Below are 20,788 nucleotides of genomic sequence, written 5' to 3' on the forward strand. Positions count from 1 at the left end.
CTAAAGACTTAAATCACGCAGCGGGCCGCGCGATTGCGCAGCGCGCGAATCGCGCTATACGCGGTCAGCGCGGACGTCTTGGGGTTGTCCGGCAGCGGCTTGCCGCACATTTCCAGCGACATCTCGCCGAATGCGCCGCGCGCCACGATGCGATGCACGTTGCGTGTCACGTTCGGATCGGCGATCAGGCGCACCGTGGTGTGGTCCAGACCGAGACCGGCCAGCGCAATCGTCGCGGCGACATTGGCGTTCTTCGGATAGAGCCGCGCCGCTTCGCGCGCGCTGCCTTCGAAGATCACCCGCTCTTCGTTCAGCGTGTTCAGATCGCAGACCTGTTCGGCCGGCGTGCCGAGCCAGCCGCTCGGCGGCTTGCGGCCCGTGTACAGCACTTCGTCGAGACCGCCGAGTTTGGCCGCGGCCAGCGCGTCCACTCCGCCGATCGCGCCGGACAACAGCGTCAGCGTCGCGTCGCCCTCATCGGCGGCGGCGGACAACGCGTCGAGCAGCAACACGTCGGACAACGCACCGATCGAGGCCACCGCGCAATCCGTGCCGGCTTTGAGCAGCGGCACCACGTGATCGACCAGCGCGCTGTGGCCCGCGCATTCCAGCGCGAAATGCGGCTGGCTGCTCAAGGCGGAGACCGAGGTCACCACGTCCACCGACGCGCCCACGAATTCACGCACCGACGCCATGTGCCGCTGCGGCACGATCACGTGCGACACGCGCACCGTCGGGTCGGCGGCGACCGAGCGGTACACCGCCTGGCCGATCGCGCCGAAGCCGATCATCGCGACGTCGACAGGTGCGTGATGCCCCGCGTAGCCGGCCTCATGCATGTTCCGGCTCCTGTTCCTTGACCGGCGGCCCCGCGAACGCAGTGGCGAACGAGCCGACCGACAGCATGTCCACTTCGACCAGCACCGGTCCGCTCTTCGCGATGCCTTCGCGAATGATCGCGTCGGCCTGGTCGAGCGACTTGATGCGGTAGTGCGTGAGCTTCAGGCTCTCGCAGAACTGCGCGAAGTCCGGCTGATGCAGATCGACGTAGCAGCGGCGGCCGCCGTAGTGCGCGTCCTGAATGTTGCGGATCACGCCGTAGCACTGGTCGTTCATCAGCACGATCATCACGTTGGCGTTTTCCTGCACGGCCGTCGCGAGTTCGCCGACGTTGACCATCAGGCCGCCGTCGCCGACGAGGCACACGGTCTTCGCGGCATTGCCCGCGAGCGCCGCGCCGATCGCCATCTGCATGCCCTGGCCGATGCCGCCGCCGAGTGCGTGTACGCCCGCGCGCGGCGAGAAGATCTTCAGCATGCGGTTGCCCCACGTGCTGTTCGAGATCGTGACGTCGCGCACCCAGTTGTAGTCGCGGCCCACTGCGGCTTGCAGCGCGTCGACGAGGCGCTTGTACGGGCCGAGGCCCTTGCCCACGTCGCCCACCGCGCTTTCGCGCGCGGCAGCCAGATCCTGTGCGAACTTCGGATCGACCTTCAGGCGGCCTTCGAGCAGCGTCGCCAGTTCTTCGAGGACGGCCGATGCATCGCCGTGAATGAACATCTCGTTGCGGTAGCCACGGTTGTCGGCGAGCGCGTCGGCGTCGATGCGATACAACGGTTGCGGCAGCGCGAGCTTGTACTTCAGCGTTTCATTGCCACGCAGACGCGAACCCACCACCACCAGCGCATCGCACGTCTTGTAGAAGCTCTCGACCGCCGAGTGCACGTTGAACGCGCCGAGCGTCGCCGGATGATCTTCCGGCAGCACGCCACGGCCCTGCACGCTGGTCACGACGCCGAAGCCTAGCGCCACGAGGCGCTCGACCGCCTTGGCCGCATGACGCGTACCGCCGCCCAACCACAGCAGCGGGCGCTTTGCGTTGACCAGTTGCTCCGCGAGTTGCGCGACGCGCTGGCTGCAATGCGTGAGCGTCGTGACGTGCGGCGCGCTGAGGTCGCCCGGCCATTCGACTTCGGCTGCCTGAATGTCGATCGGAATCTCGACGCTGACCGGCCCGCTCGGCGCGGTTTGCGCGACGCGCACGGCTTCGCGGATCGTCGACAGCGCGGTCTCGACCGAGCGCACGCGATACGCGGCCTTCGAGATCGACGACAGCATCGACAGTTGGTCCGGCGCTTCGTGGATATATGCGAGGTCCTGATCCAGGTATTCGGTTTCGATCTGGCCGGTGACGTGCAGCAGCGCGGTGCCCGCGGTCAGCGCTTCGACCATCGCACCGGCTGCGTTGCCCGCCGCGGTGCCCGTGCTGGTGAATGCCACGCCGAGGCCGCCGGAGACGCGGGCGAGGCCGTCGGCCATGTTCACCGCGCCGGCTTCGCCGCGCGCGCCGACGTAGCGGATCTTGCCGCGGTTGTGGATCGCGTCGAGGATCGGCATGTTGTGAATGGAGATCACGCCGAATGCGGTTTGAACGCCGCACTGCTCGAGGAAAGCGGCGATCAGTTCGCCAACGGTGGTTTTGTTAGACATGTCGTGCAACGCCTCCAGAAACATCGATGTGACTGCCCGTCGTATAGGACGACAGCGTCGTAGCCAGGTAAAAGAGCGCTTGAGCGGCTTCTTCGGGGCGACCGAAGCGGCCTAGCGGAATGTTTTTCGTGCGCGCGAGCTCGGCGGTCCAGTCTTCCCAGCTCTGGCCCGGCTTCGCCTGCGTCGCGAAACGGCGGCGCCACTGACCCGATTCGACGATGCCGATCAGGATCGAATTGACACGGATGCGCTGCGGCGCGAGTTCGACCGCGAGCGACTTGATGAGGCTCAACACGCCGGCGCGCGCCGACGATGTCGCCACCATGTGCGGTTCGGGTTGCAGCGCGAGCAGCGAGTTCACGCAAACCACCGCCGCGTTGTTGCCGGCGCCGGCCGCGTCGCGCAGCATCGGCAAAAACGCGCGCGTCGGGCGAATCACGCTGAAGTACTTCAGGTCGAGTTCTTCGCGCCACGCGTCGTCGGTGGTGTCGGCGAACGTCGACACACGCCCCTGGCCCGCGTTGTTCACCAGCATGTCGGTGCGGCCGAAGCGCTCCTGCACCGCTTTCGCAAACGCGTTGACGTCCTCAGTGTCGAGCACGTCGCAGCTTTGCGCGAGCAGTTGCGCGTCGGGAAACTGCGCGTTCAGCGCGGCTTGCGCTTGCGCGAGCCGCTCGGCGTTACGGCCGCAGATCGCGACCGAGGCGCCGGCCCGCAAAAACAGTTCGGCGGTCGCGAGGCCGATGCCGGACGAACCGCCCGTCACCACCGCTACCTGCCCGGTCAAGTCGATTTGAATCATCAGAGCCCCAATGCCTTCATGTATTTGCTGCCCGCGTTCGGGCCGTTTTTCGGCCGATAGTTGAGCCGCTGCGAGAGTTCGTCGGCCGCGCGGCGGACCTTGTCGATCAAGCCACTATCGAGCAGCGATGCGTCGATCTCGTGACGCGGAATCGTGGTCGTGATGACCGCGACGATGCGGCCCGTGTCGTTGCGCACCGGCGCGCTCACCACCGAAATGCCGCGCTCGAACGACGACTCGCTGATCGCGAAACCGCGCCGCGCGTCGTCGCGAATCCGTTCGTACAGATCCTCGACGGTGGCGGGCGTCTGCTTCGTGAAGCGCTCGAGTTCCGGTTCGGGATAGAGCTTCTTCAGATCGTCGAGCGTCATGTCGCCCATCAGCACCTGGCCGTGGGTCGTCGCATGGGCCGGCAGACGGGTGCCGACATTGACCTTCACCGAACTGAAAATCGGCGCGTGGCTTTGCGCCTTGGCGACGAACACCACGTCGCGTCCGTCGCGAATCACGATGTGGCTCGTCAGACCGGTTTCGTTGCGCAGCGCTTCGATAATCGGCAGGCCGAGGTCGGTCAGTTCGAGCGAACTCAGATATTCGAACCCGAGCCGCAGCACCGCGACGCCGAGGCGATAGTTGCGGTCCTTGTCGGCGCGCTCCAGAAAGCCGAGCGATTCGAGCGTTTGCAGCAGACGGAACACCGTCGTGCGGGGAATCTTCAGGCGCCGGGACAATTCCGGGGCGCCGAGAACCGGCTCGCGCGGCGAGAACTCGGTCAGAATCTTCAGACCACGTTCCAGACCCGGTACCCGGTAGCCGGAATCGCTACTGGTGTCGGTGCGCTCGTCGTCCGCGTCGCGCTCGGCGTTGATGATGTCGGGCGTCATTCATTGGCTCCGTTGTCCGCCGCTCGCGCGGCAGAACGTGTCGATGATCGCGGTGTACGCGGCGGGTGCTTCGATATAGCCGGCGTGCCCCGCGTGCGGCACGACCTGCAATGGCGTGCGCGCGGCCTGTGCGAGACGCTCGCAGGCGGCGGGCGGGGTAATGGCGTCGTCGGCGCCGACCGCGACGTTCACACGGCCTGAGTAGCGCGCGAGGTCGGCGGCGAGATCGGCGTTCGCGAGCAGATGTGTTGCTTGCGCGTAGCCGTGCGGGATCACGCGCGACATGTTCCAGCGCACCCACGCGCGGGCTTCCTCGCTTGCGTGAGCGGACAGCATATTGGCGCTGCGTTTTTCGGCGAGACCTTGCGGGCCGAGTTCTTTCAGCATGGCGAGGCGCTGGTCGCGCTTCGTCTCGCGCACCTCGGCCGATGCCGCGCCGTAGCCGCCCGCCGGCGACAACAACAGCAGACCGGCGACACGGCGCGGGTGAGTCGTAGCAAACGCGCCGGCGATGATCGCACCGAGCGAGTGCCCGACCAGCACGCAGCGTTCGATACCGAGCGCGTCGAGCCAGTCCTTCAATGCGGTTGCGTAATCGTCCGCAACGGGCGACGCCGCCGCAACCGGCGTGGACCTGCCATAACCCGGCGCATCCCATGCCAGCACGCGACGGCTCGCGCCGAGCACGTCGAACTGCTGCACCCACGATGCCGCACCCGAACCGATACCGTGCAGCAACACGAGCGGCAGCGCATCGCTGTCGGCGCCGCCGGCTTCGCGGTAGCTCAGCACGCTTTGCGATGCCAGCGCGACCTGCTGCACCGCAAATCGCGCAAGGCGTGCTTCGAACGTGGCGGGCTGAGCGGCGGTAGCGGACGGGACTGCGGACATGATTTCCTTCGCGAGTGTTTTGAAACTGGAACGTCGCTTCAGCGATTTAGCGCTTGAGCCTGGCGAGCGGCGAATCCGGCGGATATGTCGGCGTGATCGGCTTCGGCGAACCGAGCATCACGCACATCAGCGCGTCTTCTTCGCCGATGTTCACTTCCGTGCGGTACACGCCCGGCGGCACCGAGATCAGGTCGCGTTCGCCGAGTACGGCTTCCCACGTTTCACCGTCTTTCTCGCAGACCACTTTCATCTTGCCGCGCAGCACGAAGAAGATTTCTTCGACATCCATATGAATATGGCTCGGGCCGATGTTGCCGGCCGGGATCACCATCGTCGAGAACGTGAAGCCGCCTGCGGGCACCGTGTTCGAGTCCTTCGCGACGCCCGTGCCGCCCGTGCCGACGTAGCGCATTTGCGCGCGGCGGTACTTCGGGTCGTAGTCGGCCTGGAACTTCAGCGCGTCCCAGTCATAGCGACGCGTTTCCAGGCGCGCGACGCGGCTGTCCAGCCATTGCGCGAAGCTCGCGTCCGCGGGTTGGTCCCACGATTTACGTTCGATATCGGCGTCCGCCATCTCTTTCTCCTTTCGATTCGACAAGATCAATTCATCACGAAGCCGCCGTTGACCGGCAGCAATTGGCCGGTCACGAAGCGCGCGGCATCGGACAACAGGAACAGCACCGGCCCGGTCACGTCATCGGGCACTTGCGCGCGCGTCAGCGCGCGGCCTTGCAGGTAATACTGGTGACGCTCGGCGGGCACATAGGCGGTCGCCTCGACTTCGGTCAGCCCCGGCGCGATCGCGTTGACCGTCACCTGATGGGCGCCGAATTCGCGCGCCAGGGAGCGTGTCATCGAGATCACCGCGCCCTTGCTCGCGACATACGCGAGCAGCTTCGGCGCGCCCCACATCGCCGTGTCCGACGCGATGTTGACGATGCTGCCGCGGTGCGAGTCGCGCAGATACGGCAGCGCGGCGGTACTCATCAGCCAGGTGCCGCGCACGTTGACGTTCATCACGGCGTCCCACGTCTCGACCGACAACTCGTCGGCGAACTTGCCGCCGGAGTTGGTGATCGCCGCGTTGTTGATCAGCGCATCGATGCCGCCGAGTCGCGCCGCGCCTTGCTGCGCGAACTGTTCGATGCTGACGGGGTCGGCGAGATCGAGCGGCAGGTAGGTCGCCGCGTGGCCATGCTCGCGCAGCGATGCCGCGAGCGCCGCGCCTTCCTCGTGCAGCACGTCGCCGAACACCACTTGTGCGCCGGCCTGCACCAGGGCGCGGACAAACGCCGCGCCGAGACCGCGCGCGCCGCCCGTCACGAGGACGCGCCGGCCGTTAAGCGCTGCGTGGGCGTCGTTATGCATGGCTGTAGCCCGCTTCAGCAGCTGCCGCCGCTTGCGCGCGATGCGCGTCGAGATCGGCGAAATGCTGTTGGGCGCGCTGGCGCAGCATGCGGCGCACACGCGTCATGCCGACGTCGTGCTGATAGAGGAATTCGTGCTCGCGCGCGTTCGGCGCCATGCTTTCGAGCACGTAGCGGTCCTGTTCGAGCACGGCCCAATGCAGACCTTCCAGCCGGTTGCGGTACAGGAAGCGCCACGCGTCGCGCTGCCAGCCTTGCACCTTGCGGGTGCGCCAGAAGTAGACCTGGCAGTTGTCTTCGTCGACCGGCACGGCGAAGCCGATGATCCCGAAGCTGCCGCCCGGGCCGAACTTCTTCTTGTACGGAATCGCGAGGCGCATCCACAAGGTGCCGGTTTCGCCGAGTTCCACCCAGTCGAAGTTCACGTCACGCTGGCCGACCTTCTCGAACATCAGACCAGTTTCGGTCTTGCGCACGCGCATGTCGGCCTGTTTGTCGCCTTCGGCCATCGAGTGCGACGTCGCGTGCAGATACGCGCCGTGCATCGGGTCCATCACGTTGTCGATCGCGTACTGGTAATTGCATTTCCAGTGCGACATGCACAGGAAGCTCGCGTACTCCTCGCCGACCAGTTCTTCCGGCAGCGTCAGCGGCGTGGGTTCCTTATGCGCGTCGTCGCCGAACCACAGAAAGATCGCGCCCGCATGTTCTTCGACCGGATACGACTTCACGCACTTCTGGCCTTCCAGCGGGCAGGCCGATACGGCGGGCACGCGCTGCACCGTGCCGGTGCCGTCGACTTCAATGCCGTGATACCAGCACGCGACGCTGCCGCCGAGGTTCCAGCCGAGCGACAGACGCGCGCCGCGATGGGGGCAACGGTCTTCGAGTGCGCGGACTTTGCCTTCCTTGTCGCGCCACAGCACGATCTGGTCGCCCAGGCGCGTGATGCCGATCGGCGCGTCGCCGACTTGCCAGCTCGGCGCGACGGGATACCAGTAGTTGCGCAGGCCTTTGTTCAGGTACGACTGGATCGGGTCGGCTGCGCCTTGAGTTGTAGTGGGGGACGTCATGAAGAGACTCCGGGTACGGATGCGATGAAACGTGTTCGGGAAAGCGCGCTTATTCGGCGAGCAGACGGAATTCGGCGGCGAGACGCTCGGCGTCCCACGCATTGCCTTCCGGAGTGCGGAAGCCCACGCGGTTCAAACCGTCGACCACGTCCTGCAACTCGGTCGCGCCCGCTTCGAAAACCTGTTCGAGCGCGTCGCCGAAGTCGTTTTCGTATTGCGTCGGCTCGGCCTTGCGCGTTTGCCAGATGAAGTTGCTGGTCTCACCCGGCTTCTCGATCATGCCCTTGCCGGCGACATTGTTCGGCTGCGGCGCGAGCCACGGCTTCAGGAAGGGATTGAAGTTCACGGCTACCTCTCGCATGTCATGCCACCTTGATCTGGATTTCTTCACCTGCCAGACGTACGGAATACATCTTCAGGTCGCGACCGCCGGGCTCTTTCAGGCACTTTCCCGTCGGGATATGGAACACGGCCTCGTGCAACGGGCACTCGACGGTGTCGCCGTCGATGAAGCCTTGCGTCAGCAACGCGTATGCGTGCGGGCAGACGTTTTCCAGCGCGTACAGCGCATCGCCCACCTTATAGATGCCGATTTCGGTGCCGTCGAGTTTGAACTCGAGCGGCGCGTCTTCGGACAGGTCGCCGGCATGGCCGGCGCAGCGCCATTGATCAGTCATTTCTCGCCTTCTCCTGAAGCTCTGTGTTCCATGGAAGGAACGACAGTTCGTGTATGGATAATTATAGGAGCGACCTCAGCGAGAAAAAATAAAAATCTGAAGTGGTAGGGGAAAACACCGACTGTGGCTTTTGCAACACATCGTTGCGTGATCCCGCAAGTGCGTGCGGTACGGCGCGAAGCCTTGTCAGTAATGGATTTACCGAAAATCAGCAGACAAATTCAAGCTGGGTTCTCCGGGTTTGTACGGGGTCCGAAAATTTATTTTTACCACTTTCAGACTCACTATACTTTTCCATAGGCGATACAAACGCCCATAGATGGAACATAACGCAGGCAGCTTCGGTGCCTAGACCCCGAGCTGCATTCGAACCCATAGCAAGGATCAGCGACGACGAATTCGGCGCGAGCTGATTGTCGTGTGATCAGGAGAACCAACGGTGAAGCACATCATTGCGGCCGGCTTGACGGCAATCTGCGCAACGACGGGCGCCTGGGCGCAGAGCAGTGTGACGCTCTACGGCAGCCTGGATGCCGGTGTCGCGTATATCAGCAACGTCGGCGGCAGTACCAGGTGGATTCAGGAGCAAGGCAACATGCAGCCCGACCGCTGGGGCCTGAAGGGCGTGGAAGATCTGGGCGGCGGCCTGAAGGCGGTTTTTCAGCTTGAAAACGGCTTTTACACGAACACCGGAGCGTTCGCCAAATCAGGCGTGCTCTTCAACCGCCAGGCGTTCGTCGGCCTCAGTTCGGACACGATCGGCACGCTCACGTTCGGCCATCAGACGCCGTTCAGTTTCGACGTGCTGGGTCCGTTGAGCACCGGGTATCTGGCCGCCAGCTGGTATGCGTTCCACCCGGGCAACATCGACTCGCTGGCCGACACCAGCGTGGTGCCGTTCGACAACTCGGCGAAATTCCGTTCCGCGAGTTTTGGCGGCTTCTCGTTCGGCGCGATGATGGGCCTGGGCAACACGACCAACTTCGCGACCGGCAGAACGTTGAGCTTTGCCCTTAGTTATGCGAACGGCCCGTTCAAGGCCGGCGCGGCCTATTCGGACGAGCACGACCGCATGCCGTCGATCGTCACCACCGGCATCACCACGTTCCAGGGCGTGCCCGCCGCGACCTACGTCGCGGACAAGGTGCAGAACATGGGCGCGGGCGCGTCGTACAGTTTCGGCAAGCTGCTGGTGCACGCGCTGTACACGCGCGTGAAGCTGGAGTCGGCTGGACACTCGGACACGTTCCAGAGCTACGACGCGGGCGCGAATTATCAGTTCACGCCGTTCAATTCGGTGGCTGGCGGCGCCGCGACCACGACGCTGGCAGGACATCGCTGGACGCAGTTCATGATCGGCGACATCTACGCGCTGTCGAAGTCCACGCAGTTGTATGTGAATGGGCTGTATCAGCGCGCGGGTTCGGGCACGAACGCTGCGTTCTTTACCGCGGGTGTGTCGAGCGGCCGGAATCAGACGATCGTGCTGACTGGCATCCATCACTCGTTCTGAGCTGCGGGGCTTGGGAGGCTTCAGAGGCTTCTGGAAAGCTGGCGCTATGAAGCGCACGAGTCCGGCTGCATACGCAGCCGGACTCGCGAAACAACGCAATGCAACAACGCTTACGCCAAAAGCCGGATCAGCTTGCCGCGACCGGCTTGCGGCGCGCCTGGGCGGCGGTCGGATCATCCGGGCGCGGCCGATAGCTGAGTCGCTCGGACAGTTCGAGCGCCGCCTGGCAAACGGCGATGATGAGCGGCTCGCGCTCCTCGGCTTCGCCGATGTCCGAACGTGGAATCGTGACCGTCAACGCGGCTGCGATCTTGCCGCTTTGATCGCGCACCGGCGCGCTCACCACCGAAATACCTCGCTCGAACGACGCTTCGCTCAGCGCGTAGCCCAGCGCCGCGCTTTCGCGCACTCGTCCATACAGTTCTTCGACGGTGGTCGGCGTGCGTTCGGTGAACCGTTCGAGTTGCGGCTCGGGATACAACTGGCGCAGTTCGTCGAAGCTCAAATCGCCCATCAGCACCTGGCCATGCACCGTCGCGTGGGCGGGCAAACGCGTGCCGACGTGCACCTTGACGGAACTGAACATCGGCTCGCGGGTTTGCGCCTTGGCGACGAACACCACGTCGCGCTGATCGCGAATCAGCAGATGCGTGCTCAGGCCGGTGACGTCGCGCAGGCGTTCGAGAATCGGCGTGCCGACATCGGTCAGTTCGAGCGAGCTCAAGTATTCGAAGCCGAGGCGCAGCACCGCGACGCTCAGGCGGAAATAGCGGTCGCCGTTCACGCGTTCGAGAAAGCCGAGCGCTTCGAGCGTCTGCAACAAGCGGAAGGTGGTGGTGCGCGGAATGCCGATCCGCTTCGACAATTCGGGCGCGCCGAGCACCGGCTCGCGCGCGCTGAATTCAGCGAGGATGCGCAGGCCGCGTTCGAGACCCGGCACCAGATAAGTCGATCCGCCGGCGCTCTCTTCGTCGGTGGAGTCGGTGGATGCGGCGGCTTGGGCGCTGTCCGCCCCGGGCGACGCCGTTTCGTCGCGTGAAGCTGAAACGGCCGCCCCGCGCGGCCTCGTGTGCTTACGTCCCGCTCCTGTCTGCTCTTCTTTTGCCATCTTGGCTGCCGTTTTCTGCTGTTCGTCATGGTCAGATCAGCATGATAGCGCGAAGCGTGCGGCGCTCACTCATCGCGCCGCCCAGTGCGCGCAAGAGGCTCCGGCCCACGAAAAAAGCGAGCCTCATGTGCAGCCATGAGACAGGCGAAATCGGCGCGCAACAATCGAAAGAAGAGTTGCAATCGTTCGCCCGCGCCGCGGCCTAGGATCAGGCCCACCTGTGCGTCGCCGGGACTCGAACCGGTGTTGGGATTACTTCGCGGTTTATTTCGTGCCGACGGTTCGCAGCGCCGCCTATTTGCCGTTTGTCACCGTGCACACGGTCACGCCGCCCTGCTTCAGATCGCCGCGTTCGACGTACGCGAGTTCGTTGGTGGTCACGCCCTTCATCTGCGTCGCCTTCAGCACCGGCAGACACGTGCGCGGATCGACAGAATCGGCCTGCTTCATCGCGTTCAGCACGGCCATCGTGCCGTCATACGCATACGGCGAATACTGTTCGACTTCGCCGCCGACTCGCTTCTTGTAACGCTCAACGTACGACTTGCCGCCTGGCATCGTGTCGAGCGGACGGCCGCCCTTCTGTTACGCGAGCCGCGCCGCTGCAACCACTTCGCGCTTCGTTTCCAGAATGTGTTGTTCCAGCAGCGTTGCGCGGACCTTCCGCCCACGTTGTGCGGCCAACCTCACTTTTGCTGCGCTGCCACCAAGACACGCGGTGCTATGCTTTGATCCGGTCCATTTGCGCGGTCCGCCGACACGGCCGCGTTCTCGCTCTGTCCAAGCGTAGGGAGGCCACGCCATGTCCGATTCCATTCAGATCAAGGTTGCCGACTCGCATCTTTATCCGGGCTGCGCGGTACGCATCGCGCATCTACCCGAGCCGGCCCGCGGAGCGGCCGCGATCGTCGAATTCGCGGACGGCTCCGGCGCGCGTGCCACCTGCAATCTGCGAGCGCATGACGAACTCGAATTGACCGTCGACGGTTATGCGACGCAAAAGCGTCATCCCGTGGACGCGCGGCACTGGCTGCTACTGGCCGTCGACGCAACGCACAACAGTTGGCGCGTGAAGCGCCGACTGCCTTAGCCCGCGAGGCCGGCCGGCCTCGTCGAATCCATAACCGGTGACGGGTGCGCCCTTAGCGCGGCACTCACGCGCCCGCTACGCAAACCACGGAACGAGCCGATGACCGACCACGATTCCAGCCTCCCGCCCAACGACGACCACAACGCCCCCGACGATCCCGAACGCCGCCGTGTCCTGACCGGCCTCGCGGCGGTCGGCCTGGGCCTCGCGTTGACCGGCTGCAAGACCGAACAGAGCGCGTCGAGCAACGCGCCGCCGCGCAGCGCCGCTGACTTGCGGCTCGACGCCGCGCTGCACGACCAGGTCAAACACATCGTGGTGATCTATGCGGAGAATCGCAGCTTCGCGAATCTGTACGGTAACTTCCCGGGCGCCCAGCATCCGCTCGACGCGGTAAGCGCCGAGCGCTACCTGCAACTCGACCGCGACGGCAAGACGCCGCTGCCGCGCTTGCCGGCCATCTGGGGCGGGCTCGTGCCGCAAGCGCAGGAAGTCGGCGGCCGGCGCTACATGATCGGCCAGAACGATCTCGACCACCTGCACAACCGGCCTTTCCGGATCGCCGACGCGCACGGCGCGCCGCTGCCGACCGGCGTGATCACACGCGACCTGGTGCATCGTTTCTATCAGAACCAGATGCAGATCAACGCCGGGCGCAACAACCAGTTCGCCGCGTGGGGCGATTCCGGCGGCCTCGTGATGGGCCATTACCGCAATTCCGCCGATTCGCTGCGTCTGTGGAATCTCGCGCAGCAGTACACGCTGTGCGACAACTTCTTCATGGCGGCTTTCGGCGGCTCGTGGCTGAACCACATCTTTCTGATCTCCGCACAGGCGCCCTTCTATGCGGACGTCCACAACAGCCCGGCGAAGAAACTGGTGTCGGTGGTGGAAGGCGACGATCCGACCGGCACGCGCCTGAAGCAGGCCGCGGACTCGCCGGCGTCCGCGCTCGACGGTCCGCCTAAATTCGTCAACGACGGCCTGTTCACCGCCGACGGCTATGCGGTCAACACGATGGCGCCGCCCTATCAGCCGAGCAACGTGCGCCCGGCCGAAGGTGGCGATCCGGCCTTCGCCGACCTGTCGAATCCGCGCGTGCTGACGCCGCAGCATTACGCGACGATCGGCGACCGGCTGACGGACAAGGGCGTCGACTGGGCGTGGTACAGCGGCGCGTGGCAATACGCGCTGGAACATCAGGACACCGGCGCGGTGCCCGACTTCCAGTATCACCACCAGCCGTTCAACTATTTCGCCAACTACGCCCCGGGCACGACCGCACGGGGCAGGCATCTGCGCGATGCGGGGCTCGGCAACGACGCGTCGTCGAACCGTCTGATCGCGGATATCGACGCGGGACGCCTGCCCCCCGTCACTTTCTACAAGCCGCAAGGCGATCTGAACATGCACGCGGGCTACGCGGACGTCGAATCGGGCGACCGTCACATTGCCACGGTGGTCGAGCATATTCAGCGCGGGCCGCAGTGGGCGAATACGGTCGTGATCGTCACGGTCGATGAAAACGGCGGCTGGTGGGATCCGGTTGCGCCGCCGCAGGGCGACCGCTGGGGTCCGGGGTCGCGGATTCCGGCGCTGATGATTTCGCCGCTAGCGAAGAAGGGGTATGTCGATCACACGGTGTACGACACCAACTCGATTCTTCGCTTCATCAGCCGCGTACATGGACTGGCGCCGCTCGACGGCGTGCTCGCGCGGGATCGCGCGTTTGCGAGCAATGGCCTTGCGCCGCTCGGGGATTTGACTGCGCCGCTGGATCTCGCTTGAGCGATCTGATCGGCCCGGTTGTTGTGCGCCGGCGGGCGGTGTATCCCGTGTCTCGGTCCGCCGGCTGCGACACCCGCGCAAGCGCCGTTCGCAACACCGCGGCCTACTGCGCCGCGGCATGCAGCTTCGCGATCACCGCATCCGAGATGTCCTGTGCGGTTTTGCTGATCGTCTTCTTTTCATCGCCCCCCGCCATCACGAACTTCGCCGCGATCACATAAGGATTCAGCTTGATCGCGGCGCCCGGCAGGCTCTTGCCGCCGGCTTCTTCGATCGTCTGGTAGAGCGGCGGCAAAGCGGCGGCGCTCAGGCTGTCGCACGACACCGCCACCTGAATGTCGTTCTGACCGGCGCCAAGGCCGACCATCGCACGCCGCAGACGATTGCCCTCGTCGACGCTCAGAAACACGCCGCGCACTTGCCAACCGACGCTCGGCAATGGCTGCCCCGGGGTGATGCGGCGCGCATCGACGCCGCCTTTCCTCAAGTCTTCCGTCAGCGCGTCCGCCATCTCGTTCACGATGTGCTGCGCATGCTCCTGCGGATTCTTGTCCTGCCCCATCGGTCCGGGTCCGCTCGGCAGCAAACCGCGCAGCCGACGCACGCGTTGCCCCGGGCCGCTGTCCGGCGTCACGTTTGCCACGTCCAGATCGAAATCGGCCACATAGACGACCGGCGCCGGTGCGGCAAACGGCGCGCTATCCGCCGCGATACCTGGCGGCGCCATCGCGCTCAGCCACGTTACCAACACCGTGAAGGGCAGAAACCGACGCAGCATCGCACGCCTCCGCGAACGTCGAAGTGACGACGGCTATCGTACAGGCGCGCGCGTCACACGTGCGGCTTTTTCACGCAGGATAGCCGTCAGCTTTTGTCTTGCATAAAGCGCGCCGCGGCATAGACTGATAAGGCATCGACTTCGCAATTTGTACGGGACTGCTATGCGACTGACCATCCTGATCAACGGTTCCGATCCCACCGTTAGCCACGATTACGCTGTGCTGTGGCTCGACACCGAGCAGCACCGGTGGTCGAGAGAAGCACATCAAGGGATCGATCTGCCCCCGTGGGGCGAGTTGCATGACGAGGACGGCGTGACCACGCTCTGCGCGCCCAGTGCGGATGCGCCGCTGTGCACGCTGCGCGGCTTGCACGTGGACCGCAAACAACGCGTGAGCGCGGCACAAGGCGCCGCCGCGTGGACTGCCCTGCCGACACACGCGCCGGCGAAAGGCTTCTGGCGCCTGCAAGCCGTCGACCGTCAAACGGTACACGCCGAAAACAGCGTATTCGGTAATTAGGTTTCTGCTTTATTTCCGCAACCGGCTTTTAATCGGTCGAATATTCCATCCACGGGAACGCGCTTGCTCGTGCGAGCAAACTCGTTTATGCGCTGCGCCGCATATTTTGATTTTGCGTTGCACGCATTTAAGCCAATCTTAAGCATGCGTGAGTAGAGTCAAAAGTCCACGCATTTAGGGTCGCTGTAAAGCGGCCCGTTTTTTTGTTCGCATTTTTTTCGCGCTCCTTTTTGCGTGCTTGCCTTCGCCACACGCCCGTGTCGTTTTCATTGCGACGCGTCATTCGCCCGCTCTGCTTTCTTCGTCGTATCCGCCCTGCGTTTCAGTTCGCTCGATACAGGCTCGCGACGCTATACTTGCGCCCCCATCCTTCGAACGACCGACACATGAAGAAGTGGCTTGCCTGCCTGCTATTCGCCGTTGCCGCTCACGCGAGCGCGGCGCCCTCGTGCACTCAGTTCACCCCCAATGCGCAATGGCCCGTTCTGAGCAATCAGAAGATGGCGCCGAAAACGCGCATGCTTTGCTATAGCGATTTCGCGGTTCTGCATTCGGGCATTACGCACGGTCCGCTATGGTCCGCCGAACATCTGACTCGCGACCATATCGAAGCCGCGAAAGACATGGTGCGCACCAACAAGTTTTTCGAAGACGCGCGCCTGCCCGAAGGCGAAGGCGCAACACTCGCGGACTACAAGCGCAGCGGCTTCGATCGCGGCCATATGAGCCCGGCGGGCAACCGCTGGAATCAGCAGGCGATGGCACAATCCTTCTCGCTCGCCAATATCGTGCCGCAGAATCGTGAGAACAACCAACGGCTGTGGTCGCGCATCGAAACGTCGGTGCGCAAGATCGCGCTGTCCTACGATGATACCTACGTGGTCACCGGGCCGATCTTCAACGGCCAGCAGTTGCAGACCATCGGGCCGACGCGGGTGTTCGTGCCGACGCAGTTGTTCAAGGCCGTCTATGTGCCGTCGCGGCAGTTGGCGTTTGCGGTGGTGGTGGACAATGTCTCGACCAATCGCTACGACATCAGGACGATTCACGAACTCGAAGCAACATCGGGCATCCGTTTTCCGGGCATTCCGGAAAACCTCAAGGACCAGCGACCGGGAGGACTAAAAGGTGTTTAAGCCCTATTCGAACGACGACGACGTGCTCAACATCCAAGGCGACGCGCTCACGGTGAGCAACGGCACCACGCGCGTAGTGCTGAACGGCACATTGGAACTGACGCGGGATCAGCGCGGACTGAAGGCGGCGCTTGCGCTGAAGGAGGCGGTGGATGCGATCGTCGCCAGCTTGCAGGCGCAAACGAATCTGCCCGCGAAGGTACAAGACGAACCGGATGCGAAACCCGGCGTCGTGCAGAATCCGTTTCAGTGATGCGCTAGTCAGACGCATCCGATGCTAAGGCGGGAGAGCTTCTCGCCTTAGCTTCTTATCTTCAGCCTCATCTTCACCACCCCGCGCACATCGCTGTACTTCAACGCGAACGCACTCGCCTCTCGCACACCTCGACGCGTCACGTTGATTCAGTACGCCGATATGTTTCAGCGGTTACGTTTTGTCACCAGAGCGGCGTCAACTGCTGTCCTCCCATCCACGTTAAACCGGCAGCGCTGAAACAATTCAGTCGCGACACACAAGAATCCACCGGTTCAAACCAGGAGTCACACCATGAAGACGCTTTTCGCCGCTCTCGCTTCCGCTTTGCTCGTGTCGACCGCATTTGCTCAAACGGCCGCACCGTCCACTGCGCAACCCGCACAATCCGCCCAGACGCAGAGCGCCGGTCAAGCGAATCTGAAGGCGAGCACCGCCGTGCAAACCGGCGCGACGGACGAAGGCGCAGCCGTCACAAAGACGCCGGCCAAGACGACGAAGGCGCATGTGAAAAAGACTTCCGCCACGCACACGGCCAAAGCACACAAAGCCGTGAAGAAGACCGCAGTCGAAACAAGCGCCGCGAAGCCTAAAACGGAGAGCGCGAAAGAGGCCAGCAATGCCCCGGCAAAAGCCGACGGCGCACAAACCGACACGACAAAGACGCAATAACACGTGATCGGTTTCGGCATGCAGCGGCCACGCATGGTTAGATAATCGAAGCCGAACCGTGCCGTTCAGGGAGGGCGAGTCGCATGACTCGCCTTTTTTTCGTTCTTCGTCCAGCCGCGGAGAAAGTGGCGCTTCTGAATGAATGCATGACTGACAGCGCGGCGCGGAACCCGTCCGCAGCACGGGTCCGAGGGGTATGGGATAATGCGCGGCTTGCCCAGAGCGCGGCTCAAAAGGTTGTTCGCACGGGCGCTAGAAGGGCCTTTATTCCCGTGGCCCGCTTCCTTTCTGCGATATTTCATTACCAACCACAATGCCCGCATACCGTTCCAAAACCTCCACCGCCGGCCGCAACATGGCGGGAGCGCGCTCGCTGTGGCGCGCCACCGGCATGAAAGACGAAGACTTTTCCAAGCCGATCATTGCGGTGGTCAATTCGTTCACCCAGTTCGTGCCCGGCCACGTGCACCTGAAGGACCTGGGTCAGCTCGTCGCGCGCGAGATCGAGGCCGCCGGCGGCGTCGCCAAAGAATTCAACACCATTGCGGTCGATGACGGCATCGCGATGGGTCACGACGGCATGCTGTATTCGCTGCCGAGCCGCGACATCATCGCGGACTCGGTGGAATACATGGTCAACGCGCACTGCGCCGACGCGATGGTGTGCATCTCCAACTGCGACAAGATTACCCCCGGCATGCTGATGGCCGCCATGCGGCTCAACATCCCGGTGATCTTCGTGTCCGGCGGTCCGATGGAAGCCGGCAAGACACGCCTCGCCAATCCCGTCACCAAGGCCCTCGAGTTCAAGAAGCTGGACCTGGTGGACGCCATGGTGATTGCCGCCGACTCCGCCTATTCCGACGCCGACGTCGCCGAAGTGGAGCGCTCCGCCTGCCCGACGTGCGGTTCGTGCTCGGGCATGTTCACCGCCAACTCGATGAACTGCCTCACTGAAGCGTTGGGCCTCTCGCTGCCCGGCAACGGCACGGTGGTGGCCACGCACGCGGACCGCGAGCAGCTCTTCAAGCGCGCCGGCCGCCGCATCGTGGAACTGGCTCGCCAGTACTACGAGCAGGAGCAGGCGTCGATCCTGCCGCGCTCGGTGGGCTTCAAGGCGTTCGAAAACGCGATGACGCTGGACATCGCGATGGGCGGCTCGACCAACACGATCCTGCACTTGCTGGCAATTGCTCGCGAAGCGGAAATCGACTTCTCGATGACCGATATCGACCGCCTGTCGCGCATCGTGCCGCAGCTGTGCAAGGTGGCGCCGAACACCAACAAGTACCACATCGAAGACGTGCACCGCGCGGGCGGCATCATGGCGATCCTCGGCGAGCTGGACCGCGCCGGCAAGCTGCACACTGACGTGCCCACCGTGCACGCCCCCACGCTGAAGGACGCGCTGGCTCAGTGGGACATCACCCGCACCGAGGACGAAGCCGTCAAGACCTTCTACCTGGCCGGCCCCGGCGGCGTTCCCACCCAGGTCGCGTTCAGCCAGAACGCGCGCTGGCCCAGCCTGGACCTGGATCGCGCCGAGGGCTGCATCCGCTCCTACGAACATGCGTTCTCCAAGGAAGGCGGCCTCGCCGTGCTGACCGGCAACATCGCGCTCGACGGCTGCGTCGTGAAGACCGCTGGCGTGGACGAAAGCATCCTCGTGTTCGAGGGCACGGCTCACGTCACCGAATCGCAGGACGAAGCGGTGGAGAACATCCTCAACGACAAGGTCAAGGCCGGCGACGTGGTGATCGTTCGCTACGAAGGCCCGAAGGGCGGCCCCGGTATGCAGGAAATGCTCTATCCGACGAGCTACATCAAGTCGAAGGGTCTCGGCAAAGCATGCGCGCTGCTGACGGATGGACGCTTCTCCGGCGGCACCTCGGGCTTGTCCATCGGCCACTGCTCGCCTGAGGCGGCAGCCGGCGGCGCCATCGGCCTCGTGCGCGACGGCGACAAGATCCGCATCGACATTCCGAACCGCACGATCGACGTGCTGCTGTCCGATGAGGAACTCGCGCGCCGCCGCGAGGAGCAGAACGCCAAGGGATGGAAGCCTGCCAAGCAGCGTCCGCGCAAGGTGTCCGCCGCTCTGAAGGCGTACGCGAAGCTGGTCATGTCGGCCGACAAGGGCGCCGTGCGCGACCTGTCGCTGCTGGACGATTGATGCTGAGGCGGGCCGCGTGCCCGTCCGCTCTCCAAAGCCGCTCCCCGGAGCGGCTTTTTTTATGCGCGCGTTCCTTGCGACTTTTGCGGGCGACTTTCTTCGCGAAGCGCGCGGGCCAGCATTCAAGCAGACAGACAGACGCGCATCGCGCCCGCGTGATTTTTTCAGCGAACGCATCAATTTTTGCGCGGTGTTTACTCGCGCAAGTCTAATCTGCAATTGTCCTGACAACCATGGCGTCAACGAACGCCACATCACATGGCACTCACGCAATCAATCGACGACTTCGCCACGCAATCGCTCAAGCAATCGTCCAAGCCGTCGCCGGTCCAGCACAACAACGTCATTCCCTTTCCGTCCGCACGCGCGCTGCTGCAGGTCACGCTGCCCCACCCGTTGCACGATCTCGCCGGTACGCAATTGCGCGCACTGCTTCACTCACCGCTTGGCGTGTATGTCGTCGGCACGCACGCGTCGCGGGAAGCGGTTTGCGTGCAACTCGACATTGCGTCCGAGGACCTCGACTTCACGCTGCATACGCTAATCTCGACCGTCCCCGCCGCGTTGATCGGACCGTTGAAGCGCCGCGCCAACGTCGCAAAGGCGCGCTGATCATGTTCTCGGGTATCTGGTTGCCGATCGTCACGCCGCTGCGCAATGGCGAAGTCGATATCGACGCATTGCAGCGCCTCGCGAACTACTACCTGCACACGGAAATCAGCGGTTTCGTCGCGCTGAGCACGACGGGCGAAGCCGCGTTGCTCTCACAAGCCGAGCGCGTCAGCGTTCTGCACGCACTGAGCGAGGTGATCGGCTCGCGTCTGCCGATGCTGATCGGCGTCGGCGGAGCGAATACGCGCGACGTGCTGCACGAGATGCAGCGCTATGAACGCTGGGACTGCGCCGGCTATCTGATCTCCGCGCCGTCGTACGTGTGTCCCGATCAGGCCGGTGTGCAATGGCACTTCGAACAGGCCGCGCTCGCCACCGAACGCCCTGTCGTTCTGTACAACGTACCGCATCGAACCGGCGTGACGATCGAGCCGGACACAGTCGCGCGGCTGGTCGAATGCGAGAACATCGTCGCGATCAAGGAGTGCGTGAAGGCGCATTTCGCCCGGCTGAGCGGCCTGCCGATCACCGTGCTATGCGGCACCGACGAAGCCTTCGACACGTGTCTGGAGCACGGCGGCACAGGCGGCATTCTGGCGAGCGCGCATGTGTGCGCGGATTTGCTGATCGCGCTGCGGGAGTCGACCCTGAGCGGCCACGACCACGACGCGCGCCATCTGTTCGCGAGCCTCTTGCCGATATTGCGCCTGCTGTTTGCCGCGCCGAATCCGTCCGCGATCAAGGCGATGCTGGCTTTCGATCATTCGCTGACCGACGAAACGCGCCTGCCGATCACGCGCGCGTCGGCGCAACTCGTCGAGCGCCTGAGCATCGCGCGCGACAGGTTGCAGGATCTGCGCGCCGAATTCGCCAGCACGATGACTTAGCGCGTTGCCGTTCGACAGCAGGTTTGCGCGGCGATGTGGTTCATCAATCGATTCGTGACGCAAACCTGCAA

At 64.0% G+C, this 20,788-nt stretch carries 23 protein-coding genes; 10 read left to right on the forward strand and 13 right to left on the reverse strand.

From position 1 onward, the window contains the following. Positions 1–8: 8 nt before the first annotated feature. From FVF58_RS18875 to FVF58_RS18920, 10 genes are read right to left on the reverse strand one after another with little or no spacing between them, the layout of a single operon-like run. Positions 9–839 (reverse strand): aspartate dehydrogenase, encoded by an 831-nt coding sequence (locus FVF58_RS18875; RefSeq protein WP_149671382.1) that lies wholly within the window; start codon positions 837–839, stop codon positions 9–11. Next, positions 832–2,490 carry a thiamine pyrophosphate-binding protein gene (locus FVF58_RS18880; RefSeq protein ID WP_149671383.1) on the reverse strand — a complete coding sequence of 553 codons (1,659 nt, stop codon included), beginning with the start codon at positions 2,488–2,490 and terminating at the stop codon, positions 832–834. Before FVF58_RS18880 ends, FVF58_RS18875 begins: the two co-directional genes overlap by 8 nt. Then, complete coding sequence (locus FVF58_RS18885) at positions 2,483–3,292, reverse strand: SDR family oxidoreductase (RefSeq protein ID WP_149671384.1); 810 nt, start codon at positions 3,290–3,292, stop codon at positions 2,483–2,485. The genes FVF58_RS18880 and FVF58_RS18885 overlap by 8 nt, the downstream gene beginning before the upstream one ends. Further along, positions 3,292–4,176 (reverse strand): IclR family transcriptional regulator, encoded by an 885-nt coding sequence (locus tag FVF58_RS18890; RefSeq protein ID WP_149671385.1) that lies wholly within the window; start codon positions 4,174–4,176, stop codon positions 3,292–3,294. The genes FVF58_RS18885 and FVF58_RS18890 overlap by 1 nt, the downstream gene beginning before the upstream one ends. Beyond that, positions 4,177–5,067 carry an alpha/beta fold hydrolase gene (locus tag FVF58_RS18895; protein ID WP_149671386.1) on the reverse strand — a complete coding sequence of 297 codons (891 nt, stop codon included), beginning with the start codon at positions 5,065–5,067 and terminating at the stop codon, positions 4,177–4,179. A 46-nt stretch (positions 5,068–5,113) separates the two neighbouring features. Further along, positions 5,114–5,641, reverse strand: coding sequence for a cupin domain-containing protein (locus FVF58_RS18900; protein WP_149671387.1), 528 nt, complete (start codon positions 5,639–5,641; stop codon positions 5,114–5,116). Between the two features lie 26 nt (positions 5,642–5,667). Next, positions 5,668–6,435: an SDR family oxidoreductase gene (locus tag FVF58_RS18905; protein WP_149671388.1), complete on the reverse strand. Its 768-nt coding sequence runs from the start codon at positions 6,433–6,435 to the stop codon at positions 5,668–5,670. Continuing rightward, complete coding sequence (locus tag FVF58_RS18910) at positions 6,428–7,507, reverse strand: aromatic ring-hydroxylating dioxygenase subunit alpha (RefSeq protein ID WP_149671389.1); 1,080 nt, start codon at positions 7,505–7,507, stop codon at positions 6,428–6,430. Before FVF58_RS18910 ends, FVF58_RS18905 begins: the two co-directional genes overlap by 8 nt. A gap of 49 nt (positions 7,508–7,556) precedes the next feature. Continuing rightward, on the reverse strand, positions 7,557–7,868 hold the full coding sequence (locus FVF58_RS18915; RefSeq protein ID WP_149671390.1) for a recombinase-like helix-turn-helix domain-containing protein: 312 nt from the start codon (positions 7,866–7,868) through the stop codon (positions 7,557–7,559). A 1-nt stretch (position 7,869) separates the two neighbouring features. Beyond that, positions 7,870–8,184, reverse strand: coding sequence for a non-heme iron oxygenase ferredoxin subunit (locus FVF58_RS18920; RefSeq protein ID WP_149671391.1), 315 nt, complete (start codon positions 8,182–8,184; stop codon positions 7,870–7,872). Positions 8,185–8,623: 439 nt separating this feature from the next. Between FVF58_RS18920 and FVF58_RS18925 the strand changes: the two genes are divergently transcribed. Next, positions 8,624–9,697: a porin gene (locus FVF58_RS18925; RefSeq protein WP_149671392.1), complete on the forward strand. Its 1,074-nt coding sequence runs from the start codon at positions 8,624–8,626 to the stop codon at positions 9,695–9,697. A 127-nt stretch (positions 9,698–9,824) separates the two neighbouring features. Here the strand turns inward: FVF58_RS18925 and FVF58_RS18930 are convergent, their stop codons facing one another. Together FVF58_RS18930 and FVF58_RS18935 are read right to left on the reverse strand one after the other, a co-directional pair. Then, a complete protein-coding gene (locus FVF58_RS18930; protein ID WP_149671393.1) occupies positions 9,825–10,805 on the reverse strand; it encodes an IclR family transcriptional regulator in 981 nt (326 codons plus the stop codon). Between the two features lie 294 nt (positions 10,806–11,099). Beyond that, the gene (locus FVF58_RS18935) at positions 11,100–11,363 is read right to left on the reverse strand and encodes a type 1 periplasmic-binding domain-containing protein (protein WP_149671394.1); all 264 of its coding nucleotides are present in this window, start codon (positions 11,361–11,363) and stop codon (positions 11,100–11,102) included. Positions 11,364–11,607: 244 nt separating this feature from the next. On the opposite strand from FVF58_RS18935, the gene FVF58_RS18940 reads away from it, so the two are divergent. Together FVF58_RS18940 and FVF58_RS18945 are read left to right on the forward strand one after the other, a co-directional pair. Next, complete coding sequence (locus FVF58_RS18940; protein ID WP_149671395.1) at positions 11,608–11,895, forward strand: hypothetical protein; 288 nt, start codon at positions 11,608–11,610, stop codon at positions 11,893–11,895. 99 nt (positions 11,896–11,994) lie between these two features. Beyond that, complete coding sequence (locus FVF58_RS18945; RefSeq protein WP_149671396.1) at positions 11,995–13,683, forward strand: acid phosphatase; 1,689 nt, start codon at positions 11,995–11,997, stop codon at positions 13,681–13,683. 103 nt (positions 13,684–13,786) lie between these two features. Here FVF58_RS18945 and FVF58_RS18950 read toward each other — a convergent pair whose 3' ends face one another. After that, on the reverse strand, positions 13,787–14,461 hold the full coding sequence (locus FVF58_RS18950) for a DUF4410 domain-containing protein (RefSeq protein ID WP_149671397.1): 675 nt from the start codon (positions 14,459–14,461) through the stop codon (positions 13,787–13,789). A 163-nt stretch (positions 14,462–14,624) separates the two neighbouring features. Here FVF58_RS18950 and FVF58_RS18955 point away from each other — a divergent pair, with 163 nt between their 5' ends. The 7 genes from FVF58_RS18955 to FVF58_RS18985 all read left to right on the forward strand — a co-directional run bounded on the left by FVF58_RS18955 (position 14,625) and on the right by FVF58_RS18985 (position 20,717). Beyond that, positions 14,625–14,984 carry a DUF3564 domain-containing protein gene (locus tag FVF58_RS18955; protein WP_149671398.1) on the forward strand — a complete coding sequence of 120 codons (360 nt, stop codon included), beginning with the start codon at positions 14,625–14,627 and terminating at the stop codon, positions 14,982–14,984. A 386-nt stretch (positions 14,985–15,370) separates the two neighbouring features. Then, entirely contained in the window at positions 15,371–16,120 is a 750-nt protein-coding gene (locus FVF58_RS18960) for a DNA/RNA non-specific endonuclease (RefSeq protein ID WP_149671399.1), read from the forward strand. Continuing rightward, the gene (locus FVF58_RS18965; RefSeq protein WP_149671400.1) at positions 16,113–16,373 is read left to right on the forward strand and encodes a hypothetical protein; all 261 of its coding nucleotides are present in this window, start codon (positions 16,113–16,115) and stop codon (positions 16,371–16,373) included. The genes FVF58_RS18960 and FVF58_RS18965 overlap by 8 nt, the downstream gene beginning before the upstream one ends. Positions 16,374–16,667: 294 nt before the next feature. Then, positions 16,668–17,045, forward strand: coding sequence for a hypothetical protein (locus FVF58_RS18970; RefSeq protein WP_149671401.1), 378 nt, complete (start codon positions 16,668–16,670; stop codon positions 17,043–17,045). A 313-nt stretch (positions 17,046–17,358) separates the two neighbouring features. Further along, positions 17,359–19,218, forward strand: coding sequence for a dihydroxy-acid dehydratase (ilvD, locus tag FVF58_RS18975; protein ID WP_149671402.1), 1,860 nt, complete (start codon positions 17,359–17,361; stop codon positions 19,216–19,218). A 258-nt stretch (positions 19,219–19,476) separates the two neighbouring features. Beyond that, positions 19,477–19,830, forward strand: coding sequence for a hypothetical protein (locus FVF58_RS18980; RefSeq protein WP_149671403.1), 354 nt, complete (start codon positions 19,477–19,479; stop codon positions 19,828–19,830). A gap of 2 nt (positions 19,831–19,832) precedes the next feature. Continuing rightward, positions 19,833–20,717 (forward strand): 4-hydroxy-tetrahydrodipicolinate synthase family protein, encoded by an 885-nt coding sequence (locus FVF58_RS18985; protein ID WP_149671404.1) that lies wholly within the window; start codon positions 19,833–19,835, stop codon positions 20,715–20,717. The last annotated feature ends 71 nt before the right edge of the window (positions 20,718–20,788 follow it).

The organism is Paraburkholderia panacisoli, from assembly GCF_008369935.1.
Taxonomy (GTDB): Bacteria; Pseudomonadota; Gammaproteobacteria; order Burkholderiales; family Burkholderiaceae; genus Paraburkholderia; species Paraburkholderia panacisoli.

Excerpts from the sequence above, each read along its gene's own strand:
- FVF58_RS18875 (WP_149671382.1), bottom strand. The coding sequence starts at position 839 with ATGCATGAGGCCGGCTACGCGGGGCATCACGCACCTGTCGACGTCGCG.
- FVF58_RS18880 (WP_149671383.1), bottom strand. The coding sequence starts at position 2,490 with ATGTCTAACAAAACCACCGTTGGCGAACTGATCGCCGCTTTCCTCGAG.
- FVF58_RS18885 (WP_149671384.1), bottom strand. The coding sequence starts at position 3,292 with ATGATTCAAATCGACTTGACCGGGCAGGTAGCGGTGGTGACGGGCGGT.
- FVF58_RS18890 (WP_149671385.1), bottom strand. The coding sequence starts at position 4,176 with ATGACGCCCGACATCATCAACGCCGAGCGCGACGCGGACGACGAGCGC.
- FVF58_RS18895 (WP_149671386.1), bottom strand. The coding sequence starts at position 5,067 with ATGTCCGCAGTCCCGTCCGCTACCGCCGCTCAGCCCGCCACGTTCGAA.
- FVF58_RS18900 (WP_149671387.1), bottom strand. The coding sequence starts at position 5,641 with ATGGCGGACGCCGATATCGAACGTAAATCGTGGGACCAACCCGCGGAC.
- FVF58_RS18905 (WP_149671388.1), bottom strand. The coding sequence starts at position 6,435 with ATGCATAACGACGCCCACGCAGCGCTTAACGGCCGGCGCGTCCTCGTG.
- FVF58_RS18910 (WP_149671389.1), bottom strand. The coding sequence starts at position 7,507 with ATGACGTCCCCCACTACAACTCAAGGCGCAGCCGACCCGATCCAGTCG.
- FVF58_RS18915 (WP_149671390.1), bottom strand. The coding sequence starts at position 7,868 with ATGCGAGAGGTAGCCGTGAACTTCAATCCCTTCCTGAAGCCGTGGCTC.
- FVF58_RS18920 (WP_149671391.1), bottom strand. The coding sequence starts at position 8,184 with ATGACTGATCAATGGCGCTGCGCCGGCCATGCCGGCGACCTGTCCGAA.
- FVF58_RS18930 (WP_149671393.1), bottom strand. The coding sequence starts at position 10,805 with ATGGCAAAAGAAGAGCAGACAGGAGCGGGACGTAAGCACACGAGGCCG.
- FVF58_RS18935 (WP_149671394.1), bottom strand. The coding sequence starts at position 11,363 with ATGCCAGGCGGCAAGTCGTACGTTGAGCGTTACAAGAAGCGAGTCGGC.
- FVF58_RS18940 (WP_149671395.1), top strand. The coding sequence starts at position 11,608 with ATGTCCGATTCCATTCAGATCAAGGTTGCCGACTCGCATCTTTATCCG.
- FVF58_RS18945 (WP_149671396.1), top strand. The coding sequence starts at position 11,995 with ATGACCGACCACGATTCCAGCCTCCCGCCCAACGACGACCACAACGCC.
- FVF58_RS18950 (WP_149671397.1), bottom strand. The coding sequence starts at position 14,461 with ATGCTGCGTCGGTTTCTGCCCTTCACGGTGTTGGTAACGTGGCTGAGC.
- FVF58_RS18955 (WP_149671398.1), top strand. The coding sequence starts at position 14,625 with ATGCGACTGACCATCCTGATCAACGGTTCCGATCCCACCGTTAGCCAC.
- FVF58_RS18960 (WP_149671399.1), top strand. The coding sequence starts at position 15,371 with ATGAAGAAGTGGCTTGCCTGCCTGCTATTCGCCGTTGCCGCTCACGCG.
- FVF58_RS18970 (WP_149671401.1), top strand. The coding sequence starts at position 16,668 with ATGAAGACGCTTTTCGCCGCTCTCGCTTCCGCTTTGCTCGTGTCGACC.
- ilvD (WP_149671402.1), top strand. The coding sequence starts at position 17,359 with ATGCCCGCATACCGTTCCAAAACCTCCACCGCCGGCCGCAACATGGCG.
- FVF58_RS18980 (WP_149671403.1), top strand. The coding sequence starts at position 19,477 with ATGGCACTCACGCAATCAATCGACGACTTCGCCACGCAATCGCTCAAG.
- FVF58_RS18985 (WP_149671404.1), top strand. The coding sequence starts at position 19,833 with ATGTTCTCGGGTATCTGGTTGCCGATCGTCACGCCGCTGCGCAATGGC.